This window comes from Gilliamella sp. M0364, from assembly GCF_016100565.1.
Lineage (GTDB): Bacteria > Pseudomonadota > Gammaproteobacteria > Enterobacterales > Orbaceae > Gilliamella > Gilliamella apis.
In genome coordinates this window covers 111,481-127,467 of record NZ_JACFSF010000002.1, presented here as the reverse complement: position 1 = coordinate 127,467, position 15,987 = coordinate 111,481, and the positions used below count along the sequence as shown (strand labels likewise).

Sequence of the window (15,987 nt, the reverse complement as noted above, 5' to 3'; positions counted from 1 at the left end):
CATTTATATCGTATTCTTTTTAAATATAGAATCATTTCTTTTTAATCCATAAAACGTTTCATCTAGATTTTTTCTGCATGTTTAACTATTGCCTTTTGAGTTTTTTATTCATCTCGCGATATTCGAATTTTACAGCAATGATTGTATTGGATAATGTATAACGAGTACAGCCATAGATTATATGCTTTTAAAAGGCTATAAATGAGCATTATTAGCCGTTTTTGAGTCAGGTAAGGGGGTAGGTAGGGTAGTTAATCAAGTTTATTATATTTTGTGTTTTATTAGATTTATATTTAAAAGATTATTCTTATATATTTATCATTTCAATCTATAAACAGGGTTGATGATTATTAACAAAGTAATTGTCTTATTCTTGTCCCTTGTTTTTATCAAAATATGTAAAGAGAAATATCTAATGGAGATCAAGGCATGGCTATCAGTTCAGCTGGAGTTTATATAAATTATAATTTTTTTGCGTGTAAGAAATCGAAATGCTTTTGGATGCTTAATGGCGCACCCGAAGGGATTCGAACCCCTGACCGCTCGGTTCGAAGCCGAGTGCTCTATCCAGCTGAGCTACGGATGCGTGTAAGTTCGTAAAAAAATGGTGCATCCGAAGGGATTCGAACCCCTGACCGCCCGGTTCGTAGCCGGGTACTCTATCCAGCTGAGCTACGGATGCGTATTGAATATTTTAAAATGGTGCATCCGAAGGGATTCGAACCCCTGACCGCCCGGTTCGTAGCCGGGTACTCTATCCAGCTGAGCTACGGATGCATATTTTAATTTATAAATGGCGGTGAGAGAGGGATTCGAACCCTCGATGCAGCTTTTGACCGCATACTCCCTTAGCAGGGGAGCGCCTTCAGCCTCTCGGCCATCTCACCAAAACATTATGACTTTGCTTCAACAACAAAATCATAATGTGTGGCGCACATATTACGTTCTAGAAAAAATAAGTCAAACATTTTTTTAAGAACACGTGCTAGTTGTTTATTTCGTACCCAATATTACTCTTTGGGCTGAACTGATTCATCATTTTTATCTTGCGATTGATGAATTCTGTTGTATATTTCTTCTCTATGAATAGAAACTTCTTTAGGTGCATTAATACCGACTCTGACCTGATTACCTTTCACGCCCAAAACGGTAATAACAACATCGTCACCAATTATAAGTGTTTCACCTACTCTCCGAGTTAAAATTAACATTAGATCTCCTAATATCAGTTAAGTATATATCCAAACAATTTAAGATATAGCTTCGTCAGCCCCCCATCAATAAGATAGAAAGACGGAATTTACAGAAATACTCTAATGTTTAATTAACAAACAAACACTGGAGCACATCTGGCTAACTTGCTTGTAATTTATTACTGATTTCCTTTTTCACAGAAGATAACGCTTCTGGTAACGCTGAAAGATCCATTCCACCTGCTTGGGCGAAATCAGGCCGCCCACCACCTTTACCACCTACTTTTAATGCTAATTGAGATACTAATTCACCAGCTTTAACAATGCTTAATAAATCATTAGTTACACCGGCAGCTAAATTGATTTTGTCACCATTAACAGCTGCTAAAATAATTACGCCGGTTTTTAATTGATTTTTCAAATCATCAATCATAGTGCGTAACATTTTTGCTTCGACGTTATCAAGTTTAGCAATTAGCAAGTTCTTATTATTTATTTTTTCGCATTGATCAAGCAATTGCCCGCTTTGTTGGCTAGCTTGTTGGGCTTTTAGCTGCTCCATTGCTTTCTCTAATGCTTTAGTTTGATCGAGCAATTGCTCAATTCGTGATAACACCGCTGATTTATCACTTTTGACCAATTGTCCAATTTGATTTAATAAATTGGATTCATGGTGTATATATTCCATCGCATTTTGTCCTGATGTGGCTTCGATGCGACGTACTCCTGAGGCAATACTTGATTCAGAAGTGATTTTAAATAGGCCTATATCTCCAGTTCTATCAACATGTGTGCCACCACAAAGTTCAATAGAGAAATCGCCCATGGTTAATACTCTAACAATATCTTCGTACTTCTCTCCAAATAATGCCATAGCACCTTTATTTTTAGCCTGATCAATAGGCATCAGTTCTATGTCGACTGGCAAGTTACGACGTATCTGTTGATTAACTAGATTTTCAATTTCAACAATTTGTTCTTGCGTAATAGCTTGATTATGCGAGAAATCAAATCGAAGGTAACTGTCATTAACTAGTGATCCTTTTTGATGTACATGATTTCCTAAAATACGTTGTAGAGCAGCTTGCAATAAATGTGTTGCTGAATGGTTACGACGGATACGTTCCCGTAGTTCTACATCTATTGCAGCGGTTACAATATCACCAACTTTTAATGTTCCTTTGGTGACTTTACCAATATGACCGATACTTTTGCCATATTTTTGGCTATCAGTCACATCGAATAATAGATTTGCTGAGCTTAATACACCTTTATCACCAACTTGTCCGCCTGATTCACCATAAAATGGTGTTTTGTCTAAGATGACAACTGCGGTATCACCGGCATTGATAGCTTCAACTTTATTTCCATCTTGAAAAATTGCAATGACCTTTCCTGATGATTCGGTAAATTTATAACCTAAAAATTCAGTTTTATCATCAAGTTTAATCATATTGCTATAATCAACACTAAATGAACTGGATTCACGAGCTCGTTTTCGTTGTTCTTCCATGCATTGATTAAAGCCGTCTTCATCAATAGTGATATTTTTTTCACGACATACATCAGCAGTAAGATCTAATGGGAAACCGTAAGTATCATACAGTTTAAACGCAACATCTCCAGGTAGTATTGCATTAGTAATCTTACCTAACTCTTGATCAAGTAAAAATAAGCCTCGTTCTAATGTTTTTAAAAACTGTTCTTCTTCTATTTTTAAAGTTTCTTCAACCAATTTTTGGTTATTTGCTAATTCATTAGCGGCGCTTCCCATTACATCAATTAAAGGCTTAACTAACTTATAAAAGAATATATCTTTAGCGCCTAGCATATGTCCATGACGTACAGCTCGGCGAATAATTCGACGTAATACATAGCCTCTACCTTCGTTGGAAGGTAAAACTCCATCAGAAACTAAAAAAGCACAAGAGCGTATATGGTCAGCAATAACTCGTAATGATTTACTTTCTAAATCTTTAGTTTTGATGATTTGCGCAGCATCTTTTATTAATTTTTTAAACAGATCAATATCATAATTTGAATTGACATGTTGTAATACTGCTGCGATTCGTTCAAGCCCCATGCCTGTATCAACGGAAGGTTTAGGTAATGGTTCCATTGTTCCATCAGCATGGCGATTAAATTGCATGAAAACGATGTTCCAAATTTCAATAAAACGATCACCATCTTCTTCAGGACTTCCTGGAGGACCTCCCCAAATATGATCACCATGATCATAAAAAATTTCAGTACAAGGTCCACAAGGCCCGGTATCTCCCATCTGCCAAAAGTTATCAGATGCATATGGTGCACCTTTATTATCACCTATGCGAATAATACGTTCTTTGGGAATACCAATTTCATTTTCCCAGATTGCATAAGCTTCATCGTCGGTTTCATAGACGGTTACTGTCAAGCGATCTTTTGGTAGGTTAAACCATTTTTCACTGGTAAGTAATTCCCATGCAAAATGAATCGCGTCATGTTTGAAATAATCGCCAAAACTAAAGTTTCCTAACATTTCAAAAAAAGTATGATGCCGAGCAGTATATCCTACATTGTCAAGGTCATTATGTTTGCCTCCAGCTCGCACACAACGTTGTGATGTCGTTGCTCTGGTATAAGATCGTTTATCAATACCAAGGAAAACATCTTTAAATTGATTCATTCCCGCATTTGTGAATAAAAGTGTTGGGTCATTGTGTGGAACAAGGGAACTACTCGCAACAATTTCGTGTCCTTTGCTATGGAAAAAGTCAAGAAAATTTTGACGAATTTCTGCAGTGCTTTTCATTTATGCTTCCATATTAAACGATAAATTTTTAGACATAGTAATATACCCGTTACAACTTAAGTTGAAAAGTAAATATTCTTAATACAGCGATTGAACTAATTACTATTAGTAAGGAATAAAATTAAAAGATCTTGAGAGCTTTTTTACGCAATGGGCATTCATTCTGTTTAATATTGTAGGGACTATAATAGTTTAAGTCAACAAACTATACACAGTTTTTATATCACCTTGTGTAAAACCTCTAGAGGTTAAATACTGTGCTACTTTTTGTTTTTGTTGATTATTTTTAGGATCAATAAGTTTGAACTTTTTCAACAATTGTTGATAAGCTATCTCAGACCAATTAATATCAGCTAAATTTAATAGCTTTTTATTAAGATCGGATGATAATCCTCTTTGCTTTAATTCCAAACTAATTTTATATTTTCCATAACCTTTATTCGCACGCATAAATATATATTTTTCAATATATTGCTCATCATCCATCCAATGTTGATGAGTACAATGTTTAATAACATGTTCTATTTGTATCTTTAATTGGCTTAATTCTTCTGGATAATCATCTTCTATACATTTTATTTTTTTACTAAAAAATAAAGTTAATTTTCTGGTAAGTTCATATGAAGAGTGATCACGCTGTGCAAGTAATTGCACAGCTTTAGCTAAAATTAATTTATTAAGATTGTGTGACATTATTCGAAATTTTCATCTTCTGTTGTAGATTCTTCATCTTCAGCAGAGAAAACAGCTGGACTATTTAATAATAAATCACGCAATTTGGTTTCAAGTTCGGTAGCGATTTCAGGATGTTCTTGTAAAAACTTAATTGAATTAGCTTTACCTTGTCCAACTTTCTCACCATTATAGCTATACCATGCACCGGCTTTATCAACTAATTTATGTTTAACACCTAAATCAATCAATTCGCCTTCTTTTGATATACCACATCCATAAAGAATTTGGAATTCAGCTTGTCTAAATGGTGCAGCGACTTTGTTTTTAACCACTTTTACACGAGTATCACTACCGATAACATCTTCGCCTTCTTTTACTGCACCAGTACGGCGGATATCTAAACGCACTGAAGCATAGAATTTTAATGCGTTACCGCCAGTAGTTGTTTCAGGATTACCAAACATAACACCAATTTTCATACGAATTTGGTTGATGAAAACGACAAGGCAATTCGCATTTTTGATGTTAGCGGTTAATTTACGTAATGCTTGAGACATTAAACGTGCTTGTAATCCCATATGCGAGTCACCCATTTCACCTTCAATTTCTGCTTTCGGTGTTAATGCTGCGACTGAGTCGACAATAATGACATCTACTGCGCCAGAGCGAACCAATGCATCACAAATCTCAAGCGCTTGTTCACCTGTATCTGGTTGTGAAACTAATAAATCATCAACTTGAACCCCTAATTTTGCAGCATATATTGGATCTAAAGCATGTTCAGCATCAATAAATGCACAGGTTTTACCTTCTTTTTGTGCTTGTGCAATAACTGATAATGTTAACGTTGTTTTACCTGATGACTCAGGTCCAAAGATCTCAACAATTCGGCCCATTGGTAAGCCACCAATACCCAATGCTATATCTAATCCCAAAGAACCAGTTGAAACGGCGTCCACATCTAAGGTTTGTGTGTCGCCTAAACGCATTATTGAACCTTTACCAAATTGTTTTTCGATTTGACTTAATGCTGCTGAAAGTGCTCGTTGTTTGTTTTCATTCATATAATTAAATTCCAATAAGTAAGGATATGAAACACATTATACTGTATTGTTATACAGTATCAAGTTTTTTTTATAAACAGCCTTAAATTGATTAATTATGTGAAATTACTCACAAATTTTCTTAATATTTATTAATAAATCCCGTTATGCAATTAATTAAACGTTATCTTAAGCGTTATTTAGAATAACGATCTTCATATTGTCATTTGGAAAAATGATAATAATCAAATTATGCTAATTTAATTAGGTTATACTTTCATAAAAAAGAAGCATTTGGTATGATTAACCTCAAAAGCTGTTGGCCATTATTGATGTATTAAATTAATTACCCCATAACATAATCGTTTAACAAATATTGGCAATTTTTTATACCTAAACGTTATGCTAATCAAAAACATCTTTACTAATTAATACACTATCAAATAAAGGAAAATGATGACTGTTGATAATCAAGATTATGTATTGTGTTCCCATTGTGATTTGGTTATCGAATTAACAGATGTTGCAATTGGTCATAAAGCAACTTGTCCTCGCTGTGGTACGACATTGTTTAAAAATCAGAACAATATGAAGTTTCGTGCGGCAATGTATGCATTTTGTTCATTAATTATGCTTGTTGTCGCTTGTGGTTTTGTATTTATTGATATTAATTTAGTTGGTAATATTAATGGTGTAAGTGTTTTGGATATACCTAAAACACTTTTTTTTGATAGATATAGCTATATTTCCGCACTATTTGTTCTATTTGTGCTCGTTTTTCCATTACTCAATTTATCTATTATTGTATTACTTTGTTCCAAAATAAAACTGACTAAATATCGAAAAAGAGATCTCTTGATCGTGTATGAAAAATTTCAGCATTGGTGTATGCCTGAAATATTTTTGACGGGAATTTTAGTTAGTTTTGTTAAATTAATGAGTTATGGCAGCCTTGGTGTTACAGGAACATTTTGGGCGTTTTGTTTGTTTGTTTTCTTTTATATCAAAGCATTAGTTATTTTTACACCAGGAAAAATATGGAATGAAATCCATCGTAATAATTTTACCTTAAAACCGTTACAAGTGGGTAAAACAGGAATTTATCAAAATATAAAATTGTGTAGTTGTTGTCATGCAATGGTTCCTACTGAGTATGCTAAATGCCCAAGATGTAAACAAAAAAGCCAACTTAGAGGAAGGGATAAAATACAGTGGACGATTGCACTATTAGTCACTTCACTGATTATTTATATACCCGCTAATTTATTTGGCATCATGATTACTGAAGTATTTGGGTCACCTTCAAGTTCGACGATTATGGATGGCGTTATTTATATGTGGCAAGCTGGTGATGTACCGGTAGCGTTAATTATTTTTGCTGCTAGCGTGGTTATCCCCATTTTAAAAATTATTTCACTTAGTTTGCTCTGTTATTTTGCTTTGGCAGTTAAGCATAAGAAAAAACGTAATTGTCTAAAAATGAAGAAATTATATAATGCTGTTGAATTTATTGGTAAATGGTCAATGATTGATATCTTTGTGGTTTCGGTCGTGTGTTCTTTAGTAAGAAATCAACAGATGATGGGCGTATATCCTGATATAGGGGTAAGTTTTTTCGCCACTGTTGTTATCATTACAATGATTGCATCCCAAAAATTTGATCCACGTTTGCTATGGGATCGAATACCAACTAGAAAATAAAATAATAGGAATAATATGGCAAGCTCAAGTAAGTTAGCAAAAATAATTAAAATTAGAGCAATTTCAGCAATATGGATTATTCCCATAGTTACCGCAATTGTTGGTTTATGGATTATCTATGCTCATTTTGCTGATCGAGGTACTTCTTTTACCTTATTAGCTAAAGATGCAAGTGGTATTGTGGCCGGTAAAACAGTTATAAAAAATCGTAGTGTTGATGTTGGTATTGTTGATGAAGTGACATTATCTGATGATTACAAACAAGTCGTAATTAAAGGTAGAATTTATAACGATATGAATCCGCTATTGAAAAATGATTCGATATTTTGGGTAGTTAAACCTGAAATTGGTCGTGATGGTGTAACAGGGCTAGGTACTATTTTATCCGGTGTTTATATTGAGCTTGTTTCCGGTAATGATACTCATAGCTTTAAAAACAATCCATTTGTACTGTCTGATACACCGCCATTATCCGATCCAAGCATAAAAGGAATTCGTTTAAATTTAGATAGCGATCAAAGCGGTGTTGTGCCCCGTGGCGCTAAAGTAATGTTTCGCGGCTATCATGTCGGTAATGTTGAGACGTCCGAGTTTGATGTTGAAGCACGAAAAATGAAGTATCAAATTTTCATTACCACGCCTTATGATGCATTAGTAACTGAAAATGTACGGTTTTGGAAAGAGGGGGGAATCAATTTATCGCTATCTTCTCGTGGTGCCAGCTTAGATGTGCCTTCTTTAGATGTTCTAATGTCAGGCGGTATCAGCTTTGATTTACCTGATGGCGCTAAATTGGGACAACCTGCTAAACAACATGATGTATATAAGTTATATGAAGATAGAAAATCAATTCAAGATTCCCAATATACCGATTATAAGGAATTTATTATCATGCTTAATGATTCAATCTCTGGCTTAACCGAAGGTGCGCCAGTTGAATATCATGGCATAAGACTCGGTACAGTAAGTAAAGTGCCGTTTTATACCACAGAAATGTTGCAAGAAAGATCAATCCTCAATCAAAGAGTACCGATACTAATCAAAATCGAACCTGACAGATTAGCTGAATTGGTAGAAGATAAGATAGATATTGCTAATTTAATTATAAATGAGCAAAAAAATGGTTTGCGAGCATCATTAAAGACTTCAAATATGTTTACGGGGGCGCTCTATATTGATTTAGATTTTTATCCAGAGTTAAAAGACAAATATGATACTAAATTGGCTAAACAATATGGGTACGATACGATTGAATCTACATCAACTGGATTTGCGCAAATTCAAGCAAAAATACTGCAATTATTAGATAATTTTAATAATTTACCAGTCACCAATACTATGGAACAATTTAATAAATCTTTACAATCCAGTGAACGCTTAATGAATACCATCAATCAAATTATGGCAAGCAAAGAGATGCAAAATATGCCGAAAGATTTACAAAAAGCTATGCGTTCGTTAAATGAAGCGATGAAAGGAATACAACCAGGTTCACAACTTAATACACAAATGAATGAAAGCTTACAAAAAATTCAGCAAATGATGGATGAATTAACACCTTTACTCCATACGCTAAACAATAAAAGTAACTCATTGATCTTTTCTGCACCAAACAAAACAGATCAAGAACCAAAAGCTAGAGGAAACAAATAATGTTGAAATTGATTCGAAGCTTTAAAATTACACTATTGATAGCATTATTAACGGTAATGGTAGGCTGTTCGTCGAATACTCCAGAAAAAAATTATTTTCAATTAACAAGTAATTTAATTAATGCTGATTCAATGACGACTCGCTCGACCAATAAGTTTATTTGGATTGAGTCTATTGAAGTAGCTAGTTTTTTAAATAAATCAGGTATTGTTTTACAAACACAAGATATAAAATATGTCACAGCAACCAATAATTTATGGGCATCGACACTGTCTCAACAATTTGCAGATCGATTATCGCAGGATCTAACCCAACTTTTACCTAATTATTTAGTTTCAACCAAATCTATTACTACACCGACCTTAACAATTAAGCTTTTTATTGATGGTTTCCATGGTAGTTATAATGGAGATGCAGTGATAAAAGGACGCTGGGTAGTGACAGATAATAAAGGACAAATTAGGACTAAATTTATTGATCGTCATGTGCCATTGGCAAAAAATGGTTATGACGCACTGGTAAAAGCCTTATCGCAAGGTTGGCAAGATGAAGAGTTTGAATTTGCAAATTCAATCAAATATTAGTTATTGTTTAACATTCCGCCTATATAATGGCGGAATGTTATCAGTATTTGATTTCAAATTATCATAACTGTTTTTTCAATTCACTAAATACCTGCTCATCAATCTCAACCCAACCACGAACACTATTAATAAATGCTATTTTATCGGCCTGAAAAATATCTTTTTTGTTAATCGTTTTCTCAATTAATTTATGCTGTTTTAAATAATGTTGTCGCATAGTGCCAGCTAGTAATCCTGATGTAATGGCAGGCGTTATCCACTTATCATTAATTAATAAAGCGATATTACCATTAACAAACTCGGTTATTTCATCATGTTGATTATAATTGATAAATTCTTTACCAACTGTCAATTGAGGAAAATGTTGCCGATTGGTTGTTTTATGATAGAGAAAAACATTGTGTTTATCGACACTTTTAGGCGCAAAAGCTATATTATTAATCACCATTGAGGTGGTAAGCAAATCTATACTTATTTCTGATTGTCCAGATTTTGATTGCAAAAGTCTGACTTTATATTTTCCTAATGGATAATTTTTTGCTAGCTTGGTTAATGTCTGTTTGATTGTTTTAATATCACATGTAAAATCAAAATATTGCGTTGAGTTGTTCAATCTCTCCAAATGTGCATTAAGTAACAAAAACTCTCCATTTTCTAGCAATAAAGTTTCAATAATATATTCAGGCATAGATAAAGTTCTATGCAAAATAGCTGTTTTCGCTAAGACTTCATTATATTCATCATCGGCGCTTGAATCCCAGGTAATACCTCCGCCAACACCATAATTTAACTGTTGATTATTAATGGTTAAGGTACGTATTGGAATATTAAATATCGCCTTTTTCATAAAAGGTTCAATATAACCAATTGAACCACAATATACGCCACGAGCTGAATTCTCAATATTACTAATAATTTGCATGGTACTTGCTTTAGGCGCTCCAGTGATTGAGCCGCATGGGAACAGTGCTTGCAATAGTTGATACAGGTTAATATTATCTTTTACTATTCCTTGAATAGTCGAGGTTAGTTGCCATACCGTTGGATATTTTTCTGCGGTAAATAAATGTGGAACGGTTACCGATCCTGGTTTTGAAATTCTGCTTAAATCATTACGCAGTAAATCAACAATCATCATATTCTCTGCAAGATTTTTTTCTGATTTCAACAACTTTATTTGTTGTTTATCTTGTTGTGTCGTCAATCCTCGTGCGGTAGTACCTTTCATTGGTTTTGTTGTAATAGTTTTATCTTCTAATTTAAAAAATAGCTCAGGAGAGATAGATAAGATATGATAATTTTCAAATTCTATATAGGCACAATAATTGGCAAGATTATTTTTTTCTAGAAAGTGATAATAATCTAAAGGATCGTCATTAAATGGTGCACTAAATTGGATGGTATAATTGGTTTGGTAAGTATTACCTAATTCAATTTGTGTGCGAATATAGTCAATTTTTTGCTGATATTCGTTAATATCAGTATCGCAAGATAGCTTTAAAGATAGTGGTGAAAAGTGATCTGAATCTGGAATCGGCTCACTCGTATAATTATCAAAAATACCAAATAAAAGTAATGGTAAATCATGATTTGAACTTTTTATAATTTTGGTTTTATTGCTTTCACTAAATCCCATAGCACTTTCATAAGCAAGATAGCCACAGGCGTAATAACCTTTATTCGTGAAGTTTTCTATCTCATCAATGAGCTGTTTAATAGATCTATAATCGTTTGATTTTATAATTTTGATTGGATCACAAAAACATTTACGTTCACCTTCAAAATCGATATAAATTTTCATTTTAATTACCATTAACAAAGTTGCTAATTATTTTTAAACCAAATTCTGTCTTAATTGCTTCAGGGTGAAATTGTACCGATTCAATTGGCAGTGTTTTATGGCGTAATCCCATAATTAATCCTTGCCTATTTTTAGCGGTGACTATTAAAGGTAATTCATTTGATGGCAAATTAGTTTGGGCAATTAGAGAATGATACCTTACAACAGATAGTGGATTTTTAATCCCGACAAACAAGCCTTGCTCATCATGAGTAATTTCATCAATTTTACCATGCATTGGTACTGGGGCTTTAACAATGCTATAACCAAAATATTGTGCAATCGCTTGATGACCTAAACAAATGCCAAGGATTGGGCAGTGATTAGCAAAACAATTGATCGCCGATAATGATATTCCGGCATTATCGGGTATTCCCGGCCCCGGAGAAATGACCATTTTGGAAAACGATAATTGCTTTAATTCATCAATAGACTTTTCATCATTTTTGATGACCATAACTTCGGCTCCTGCACGGCAAAGGTAATCATAGATATTAAAAGTAAAAGAATCGTAATTATCAATTAGAAGAATCAAAGTAGTACCCAATGCTTAATAATTATAAAAAAGGAGGTTTTAACGAGTGACTGGTGATTCTATTATAAAAAGCGATGCTATATAAAGTAATTAATTACTTATTAAAAAACTATCTAAAACTATATTAGACATTTAAAAACCCCGTTCCTCAAAAATTTTCAAAAAAATTGAGGAGCGGGGTTTTTTATTACTTATTTCTCATAAAGTTAATATTAATGTGATCCATATCACATTAATAATCTAATCTACTTGTATGGTAGTATTATTCAGATTAAAGTTTGTTCGTTAATCATTTTTCAGAGGTATTAAATGAAAATCGTAAAAGCAGAAGTTTTTGTGTGTAGTCCAGGAAGGAACTTTGTCACATTAAAAATCACTACAGATTCAGGCGTATATGGAGTTGGTGATGCGACACTCAACGGACGAGAGCTATCTGTCGCATCATATCTCAAAGATCATCTTTGTCCACAGTTAATCGGTCGAGATGCTAGTCAAATTGAAGATATATTTCAATATTTCTATAAAGGTGCTTATTGGCGTCGAGGGCCAGTGACCATGTCAGCGATATCAGCAATTGATATGGCGTTATGGGATATCAAAGGTAAAGTAGCCAATATGCCACTTTATCAATTATTGGGTGGAGCTTCACGTACTGGTGTCATGGTTTATTGCCATACCACTGGTAAAGATATTGAAGAAGCGCTAGATGATTATGCAAAACATAAAGAGATGGGCTTCAAAGCCATTCGCGTTCAATGTGGTATTCCGGGAATGAAGACCACATACGGTCAAAGTAAAGGTAAAAACTTAGCTTACGAACCGGCTACTCGAGGTAACTATCCAGAAGAGCAATTTTGGGCAACCGATAAATATCTTGATTTCACACCAAAATTATTTGAAGCAGTAAGAAATAAATTTGGTTTTAACGAACATCTATTGCATGACATGCATCATCGTTTAACGCCAATAGAAGCAGCTCGATTTGGCAAAAGTATTGAAGACTATCGTCTATTTTGGATGGAAGATCCCACACCAGCGGAAAACCAAGAGTGCTTCCGTTTAATTCGTCAACATACCGTAACACCAATTGCTGTCGGTGAAGTATTCAATAGCATTTGGGATTGTAAACAGTTAATTGAAGAACAACTGATTGATTATATTCGAACCACGATAACTCATGCTGGTGGTATTACACATATGCGCCGGATTGCTGATTTTGCGGCACTTTATCAAGTTAGAACAGGTTCACATGGTCCATCTGATTTATCGCCAATTTGTCATGCAGCAGCTCTGCATTTTGATATGTGGGTACCTAACTTTGGTGTACAAGAATTTATGGGTTATTCCGAACAGATGTTAGAAGTTTTCTCGCCTAATTGGACCTTTAATGATGGTTATATGCATCCAAGTGACAAACCTGGATTAGGAATCGATTTTGATGAAAAACTTGCTGCAAAATATCCATACAATCCTGCTTATTTGCCAATTGCTCGTTTAGAAGATGGCACTTTGTGGAATTGGTAGAATGAAGGAGTTTATATGAAAAGTATTGTAGTCAAAAAGCCGAATGAACTAGAAATTGAGGAACGTGAAGTTCCTCAACCAGCTAAAGGTGAAGTAAGAGTCAAAGTAAAACTAGCCGGTATATGTGGTTCAGATAGTCATATCTATCGAGGACATAACCCATTTGCAAAATATCCAAGAGTCATTGGGCATGAATTTTTTGGCATTATCGACGAAGTTGGTGAAGGGATAGATCCTTCAAGGATTGGTGAACGCGTTTCCGTTGATCCAGTTATTAGTTGTGGATGTTGTTATCCTTGTTCTGTTGGTCATCCTAATGTTTGTTTATCTTTAACCGTTTTGGGTGTTCACCGTGATGGTGGATTTAGTCAATATGCAACCGTACCAAGTAACAATGCCTATACGATTCCTGATGAAATAAGTGATGAATTTGCTGTGATGATTGAACCATTCACTATTGCAGCCAATGCTACAGGCCACTTAAAACCAACTGCAGATGATATTGCATTAATCTATGGTGCAGGTCCAATGGGACTAACATCAGTACAAGCACTAAAAGGTGTTTATCAAGTTAAACAAGTTATTGTTGTTGATCGAATTGACGAACGTTTAGCTATGGCACAAAAAAGTGGTGCAGATAAAGTTATAAATAATACAGATTTATCATTAAAAGAAGAATTAGAAAAACTTAATATTAAACCAACAGTTATTATTGATGCAGCATGTCATCCTTCGATTTTGCAAGAAGCAATTACCATCGCTTCTCCAGCGGCAAGAATCCTAATAATGGGCTTTTCAAGTGATCCTTGTCAAATTACTCAACAAGGAATAACCAGTAAAGAGTTATCTATTTTTTCTTCTCGATTAAATGCCAATAAATTTCCAGTTGTTATTGATTGGTTAAAGAAAAAATTAATCGACCCTCAGAAGTTAATCACACATCAATTTGATTATACGCAAGTAATTCAAGCAATTGAAACTTTTGAAAAAGATCAGAAAAACTGTTGTAAGGTCCTATTAACCTTTAGTTAGCACTAGAAAAAGTCTTGTGAATTTTAGATAAAATATTAAAAGTGAGAACAGTATGAATAAGATAGGAAATAAGAATGAAAGGGATACTTCGGATTTAGTTAAAGCTGCAGTATCAGGCTGGCTCGGAACAGCTTTAGAATTTATGGATTTTCAATTGTACTCTTTAGGTGCTGCTTTAGTTTTCCATGAAATTTTCTTCCCAGAACAATCAGCTATTATGGCGTTGATTTTAGCAATGGGTACTTATGGTGCTGGTTATGTAGCTCGAATCGTTGGTGCCTTCGTTTTTGGTCGCATGGGTGATGCAATTGGCCGTAAAAAAGTACTATTCATTACTATTACCATGATGGGTGTATGTACCACACTTATTGGAGTATTACCAACTTATGCTCAAGTTGGTATTTTTGCACCATTGATGTTGGTTGTTTTACGTATTATTCAAGGGTTAGGTGCAGGTGCTGAAATTTCAGGCGCTGGAACTATGCTTGCTGAATATGCACCAAAAGGCAAAAGGGGAATCATTTCTTCATTAGTCGCAATGGGGACTAACTGTGGCACACTAAGTGCAACAGCAATATGGGCAATTATGTTCTTTTTATTAGATAAAGATCAATTAGTTGCTTGGGGATGGCGTGTTCCATTTATTGCAAGCGTGGTGGTTATGATTTTTGCAATTTGGTTACGAATGAATTTAAAGGAAAGCCCAGTATTTGATGAAGTCAATGATACGGATGAGCCAAAAAATAATAATAAAGCCACAAAACATATCTCATTAATTGAAATGTTTAAAAGTAAATCATTTTGGTTAGCTACCGGATTACGGTTTGGTCAAGCTGGAAACTCTGGTTTAATCCAAACTTTTTTAGCGGGATATTTAGTACAAGCATTATTATTCAATAAAAGTATTCCGACCGATGCAATCATGTTTAGCTCAATTGTTGGGTTCTTAACAATTCCTTTTTTAGGTTGGTTATCTGATAAGATTGGTCGAAGAATTCCTTATATTGTATTGACTTTGTCGGCAATTGTACTTGCCTATCCAATGTTATCTATTATTGTCGATATAAATCATTCTGTAAATACTATTACATTATGTTTGATTCTCATTCATAATATTGCTGTTTTAGGTTTATTTGCCCTTGAAAACATTACTATGGCCGAAATGTTCGGTGCTCGTAATCGATTTACGCAAATGGCAATATCTAAAGAAGCAGGAGGTTTAATTGCAGTAGGATTTGGCCCAATTTTGGCCGGAATTTTCTGTAAAATGGTTGATGATTGGTGGCCAATTGTGGCTATGATTATTGTTTACTCTTGTATTGGTCTTGTTTCGGCGATTCTTATGCCGGAGGTAAAAGATCGGGATTTAGCTGACCTAAATGACGCGGCAGATAGTAAAATTTAAACGGAAAA

At 34.3% G+C, this 15,987-nt stretch carries 12 protein-coding genes and 4 tRNA genes; 6 read left to right on the top strand and 10 right to left on the bottom strand.

Annotation, left to right across the window (positions count from 1 at the left end; genetic code table 11):
- Positions 1-509 precede the first annotated feature (509 nt).
- The 8 genes from H3U96_RS04340 to recA all read right to left on the bottom strand — a co-directional run bounded on the left by H3U96_RS04340 (position 510) and on the right by recA (position 5,726).
- A tRNA-Arg gene (locus H3U96_RS04340) sits at positions 510-586 on the bottom strand.
- 19 nt (positions 587-605) lie between these two features.
- Positions 606-682: transfer RNA gene (locus tag H3U96_RS04335), tRNA-Arg, on the bottom strand.
- A gap of 18 nt (positions 683-700) precedes the next feature.
- A tRNA-Arg gene (locus H3U96_RS04330) sits at positions 701-777 on the bottom strand.
- A gap of 17 nt (positions 778-794) precedes the next feature.
- A tRNA-Ser gene (locus H3U96_RS04325) sits at positions 795-887 on the bottom strand.
- 123 nt (positions 888-1,010) lie between these two features.
- Entirely contained in the window at positions 1,011-1,211 is a 201-nt protein-coding gene (gene csrA, locus H3U96_RS04320) for a carbon storage regulator CsrA (protein ID WP_086356860.1), read from the bottom strand.
- Between the two features lie 142 nt (positions 1,212-1,353).
- Positions 1,354-3,987 carry an alanine--tRNA ligase gene (alaS, locus tag H3U96_RS04315; protein ID WP_065614445.1) on the bottom strand — a complete coding sequence of 878 codons (2,634 nt, stop codon included), beginning with the start codon at positions 3,985-3,987 and terminating at the stop codon, positions 1,354-1,356.
- Between the two features lie 192 nt (positions 3,988-4,179).
- Positions 4,180-4,680 carry a regulatory protein RecX gene (locus H3U96_RS04310; protein ID WP_086356861.1) on the bottom strand — a complete coding sequence of 167 codons (501 nt, stop codon included), beginning with the start codon at positions 4,678-4,680 and terminating at the stop codon, positions 4,180-4,182.
- The gene (recA, locus tag H3U96_RS04305; protein WP_034903468.1) at positions 4,680-5,726 is read right to left on the bottom strand and encodes a recombinase RecA; all 1,047 of its coding nucleotides are present in this window, start codon (positions 5,724-5,726) and stop codon (positions 4,680-4,682) included. Before recA ends, H3U96_RS04310 begins: the two co-directional genes overlap by 1 nt.
- A gap of 435 nt (positions 5,727-6,161) precedes the next feature.
- On the opposite strand from recA, the gene H3U96_RS04300 reads away from it, so the two are divergent.
- The 3 genes from H3U96_RS04300 to H3U96_RS04290 are packed head-to-tail and all read left to right on the top strand — an operon-like array spanning position 6,162 to position 9,643.
- Entirely contained in the window at positions 6,162-7,406 is a 1,245-nt protein-coding gene (locus H3U96_RS04300; protein WP_065614447.1) for a PqiA/YebS family transporter subunit, read from the top strand.
- A gap of 15 nt (positions 7,407-7,421) precedes the next feature.
- On the top strand, positions 7,422-9,059 hold the full coding sequence (pqiB, locus tag H3U96_RS04295; RefSeq protein WP_065578105.1) for an intermembrane transport protein PqiB: 1,638 nt from the start codon (positions 7,422-7,424) through the stop codon (positions 9,057-9,059).
- Complete coding sequence (locus H3U96_RS04290; RefSeq protein WP_198195716.1) at positions 9,059-9,643, top strand: ABC-type transport auxiliary lipoprotein family protein; 585 nt, start codon at positions 9,059-9,061, stop codon at positions 9,641-9,643. Before pqiB ends, H3U96_RS04290 begins: the two co-directional genes overlap by 1 nt.
- A gap of 61 nt (positions 9,644-9,704) precedes the next feature.
- On the opposite strand, the gene pabB is transcribed toward H3U96_RS04290, so the two are convergent.
- A complete protein-coding gene (gene pabB / locus H3U96_RS04285) occupies positions 9,705-11,444 on the bottom strand; it encodes an aminodeoxychorismate synthase component I (protein ID WP_165755054.1) in 1,740 nt (579 codons plus the stop codon).
- A gap of 1 nt (position 11,445) precedes the next feature.
- Positions 11,446-12,018, bottom strand: coding sequence for an aminodeoxychorismate/anthranilate synthase component II (locus tag H3U96_RS04280; protein WP_065651581.1), 573 nt, complete (start codon positions 12,016-12,018; stop codon positions 11,446-11,448).
- A gap of 309 nt (positions 12,019-12,327) precedes the next feature.
- On the opposite strand from H3U96_RS04280, the gene manD reads away from it, so the two are divergent.
- Genes manD through H3U96_RS04265 form a run of 3 tightly spaced genes read left to right on the top strand, consistent with a single transcriptional unit; the run spans position 12,328 to position 15,979 of the window.
- Positions 12,328-13,542: a D-mannonate dehydratase ManD gene (gene manD / locus H3U96_RS04275; protein ID WP_034902860.1), complete on the top strand. Its 1,215-nt coding sequence runs from the start codon at positions 12,328-12,330 to the stop codon at positions 13,540-13,542.
- Between the two features lie 15 nt (positions 13,543-13,557).
- Entirely contained in the window at positions 13,558-14,574 is a 1,017-nt protein-coding gene (locus tag H3U96_RS04270; RefSeq protein WP_086360203.1) for a Zn-dependent oxidoreductase, read from the top strand.
- A 52-nt stretch (positions 14,575-14,626) separates the two neighbouring features.
- Positions 14,627-15,979: an MFS transporter gene (locus H3U96_RS04265; protein WP_086356867.1), complete on the top strand. Its 1,353-nt coding sequence runs from the start codon at positions 14,627-14,629 to the stop codon at positions 15,977-15,979.
- The last annotated feature ends 8 nt before the right edge of the window (positions 15,980-15,987 follow it).

Coding starts and splice junctions, on each gene's coding strand:
- manD (WP_034902860.1), top strand. CDS start 12,328: ATGAAAATCGTAAAAGCAGAAGTTTTTGTGTGTAGTCCAGGAAGGAAC.
- H3U96_RS04270 (WP_086360203.1), top strand. CDS start 13,558: ATGAAAAGTATTGTAGTCAAAAAGCCGAATGAACTAGAAATTGAGGAA.
- pqiB (WP_065578105.1), top strand. CDS start 7,422: ATGGCAAGCTCAAGTAAGTTAGCAAAAATAATTAAAATTAGAGCAATT.
- H3U96_RS04300 (WP_065614447.1), top strand. CDS start 6,162: ATGACTGTTGATAATCAAGATTATGTATTGTGTTCCCATTGTGATTTG.
- H3U96_RS04310 (WP_086356861.1), bottom strand. CDS start 4,680: ATGTCACACAATCTTAATAAATTAATTTTAGCTAAAGCTGTGCAATTA.
- H3U96_RS04290 (WP_198195716.1), top strand. CDS start 9,059: ATGTTGAAATTGATTCGAAGCTTTAAAATTACACTATTGATAGCATTA.
- pabB (WP_165755054.1), bottom strand. CDS start 11,444: ATGAAAATTTATATCGATTTTGAAGGTGAACGTAAATGTTTTTGTGAT.
- alaS (WP_065614445.1), bottom strand. CDS start 3,987: ATGAAAAGCACTGCAGAAATTCGTCAAAATTTTCTTGACTTTTTCCAT.
- H3U96_RS04265 (WP_086356867.1), top strand. CDS start 14,627: ATGAATAAGATAGGAAATAAGAATGAAAGGGATACTTCGGATTTAGTT.
- recA (WP_034903468.1), bottom strand. CDS start 5,726: ATGAATGAAAACAAACAACGAGCACTTTCAGCAGCATTAAGTCAAATC.
- csrA (WP_086356860.1), bottom strand. CDS start 1,211: ATGTTAATTTTAACTCGGAGAGTAGGTGAAACACTTATAATTGGTGAC.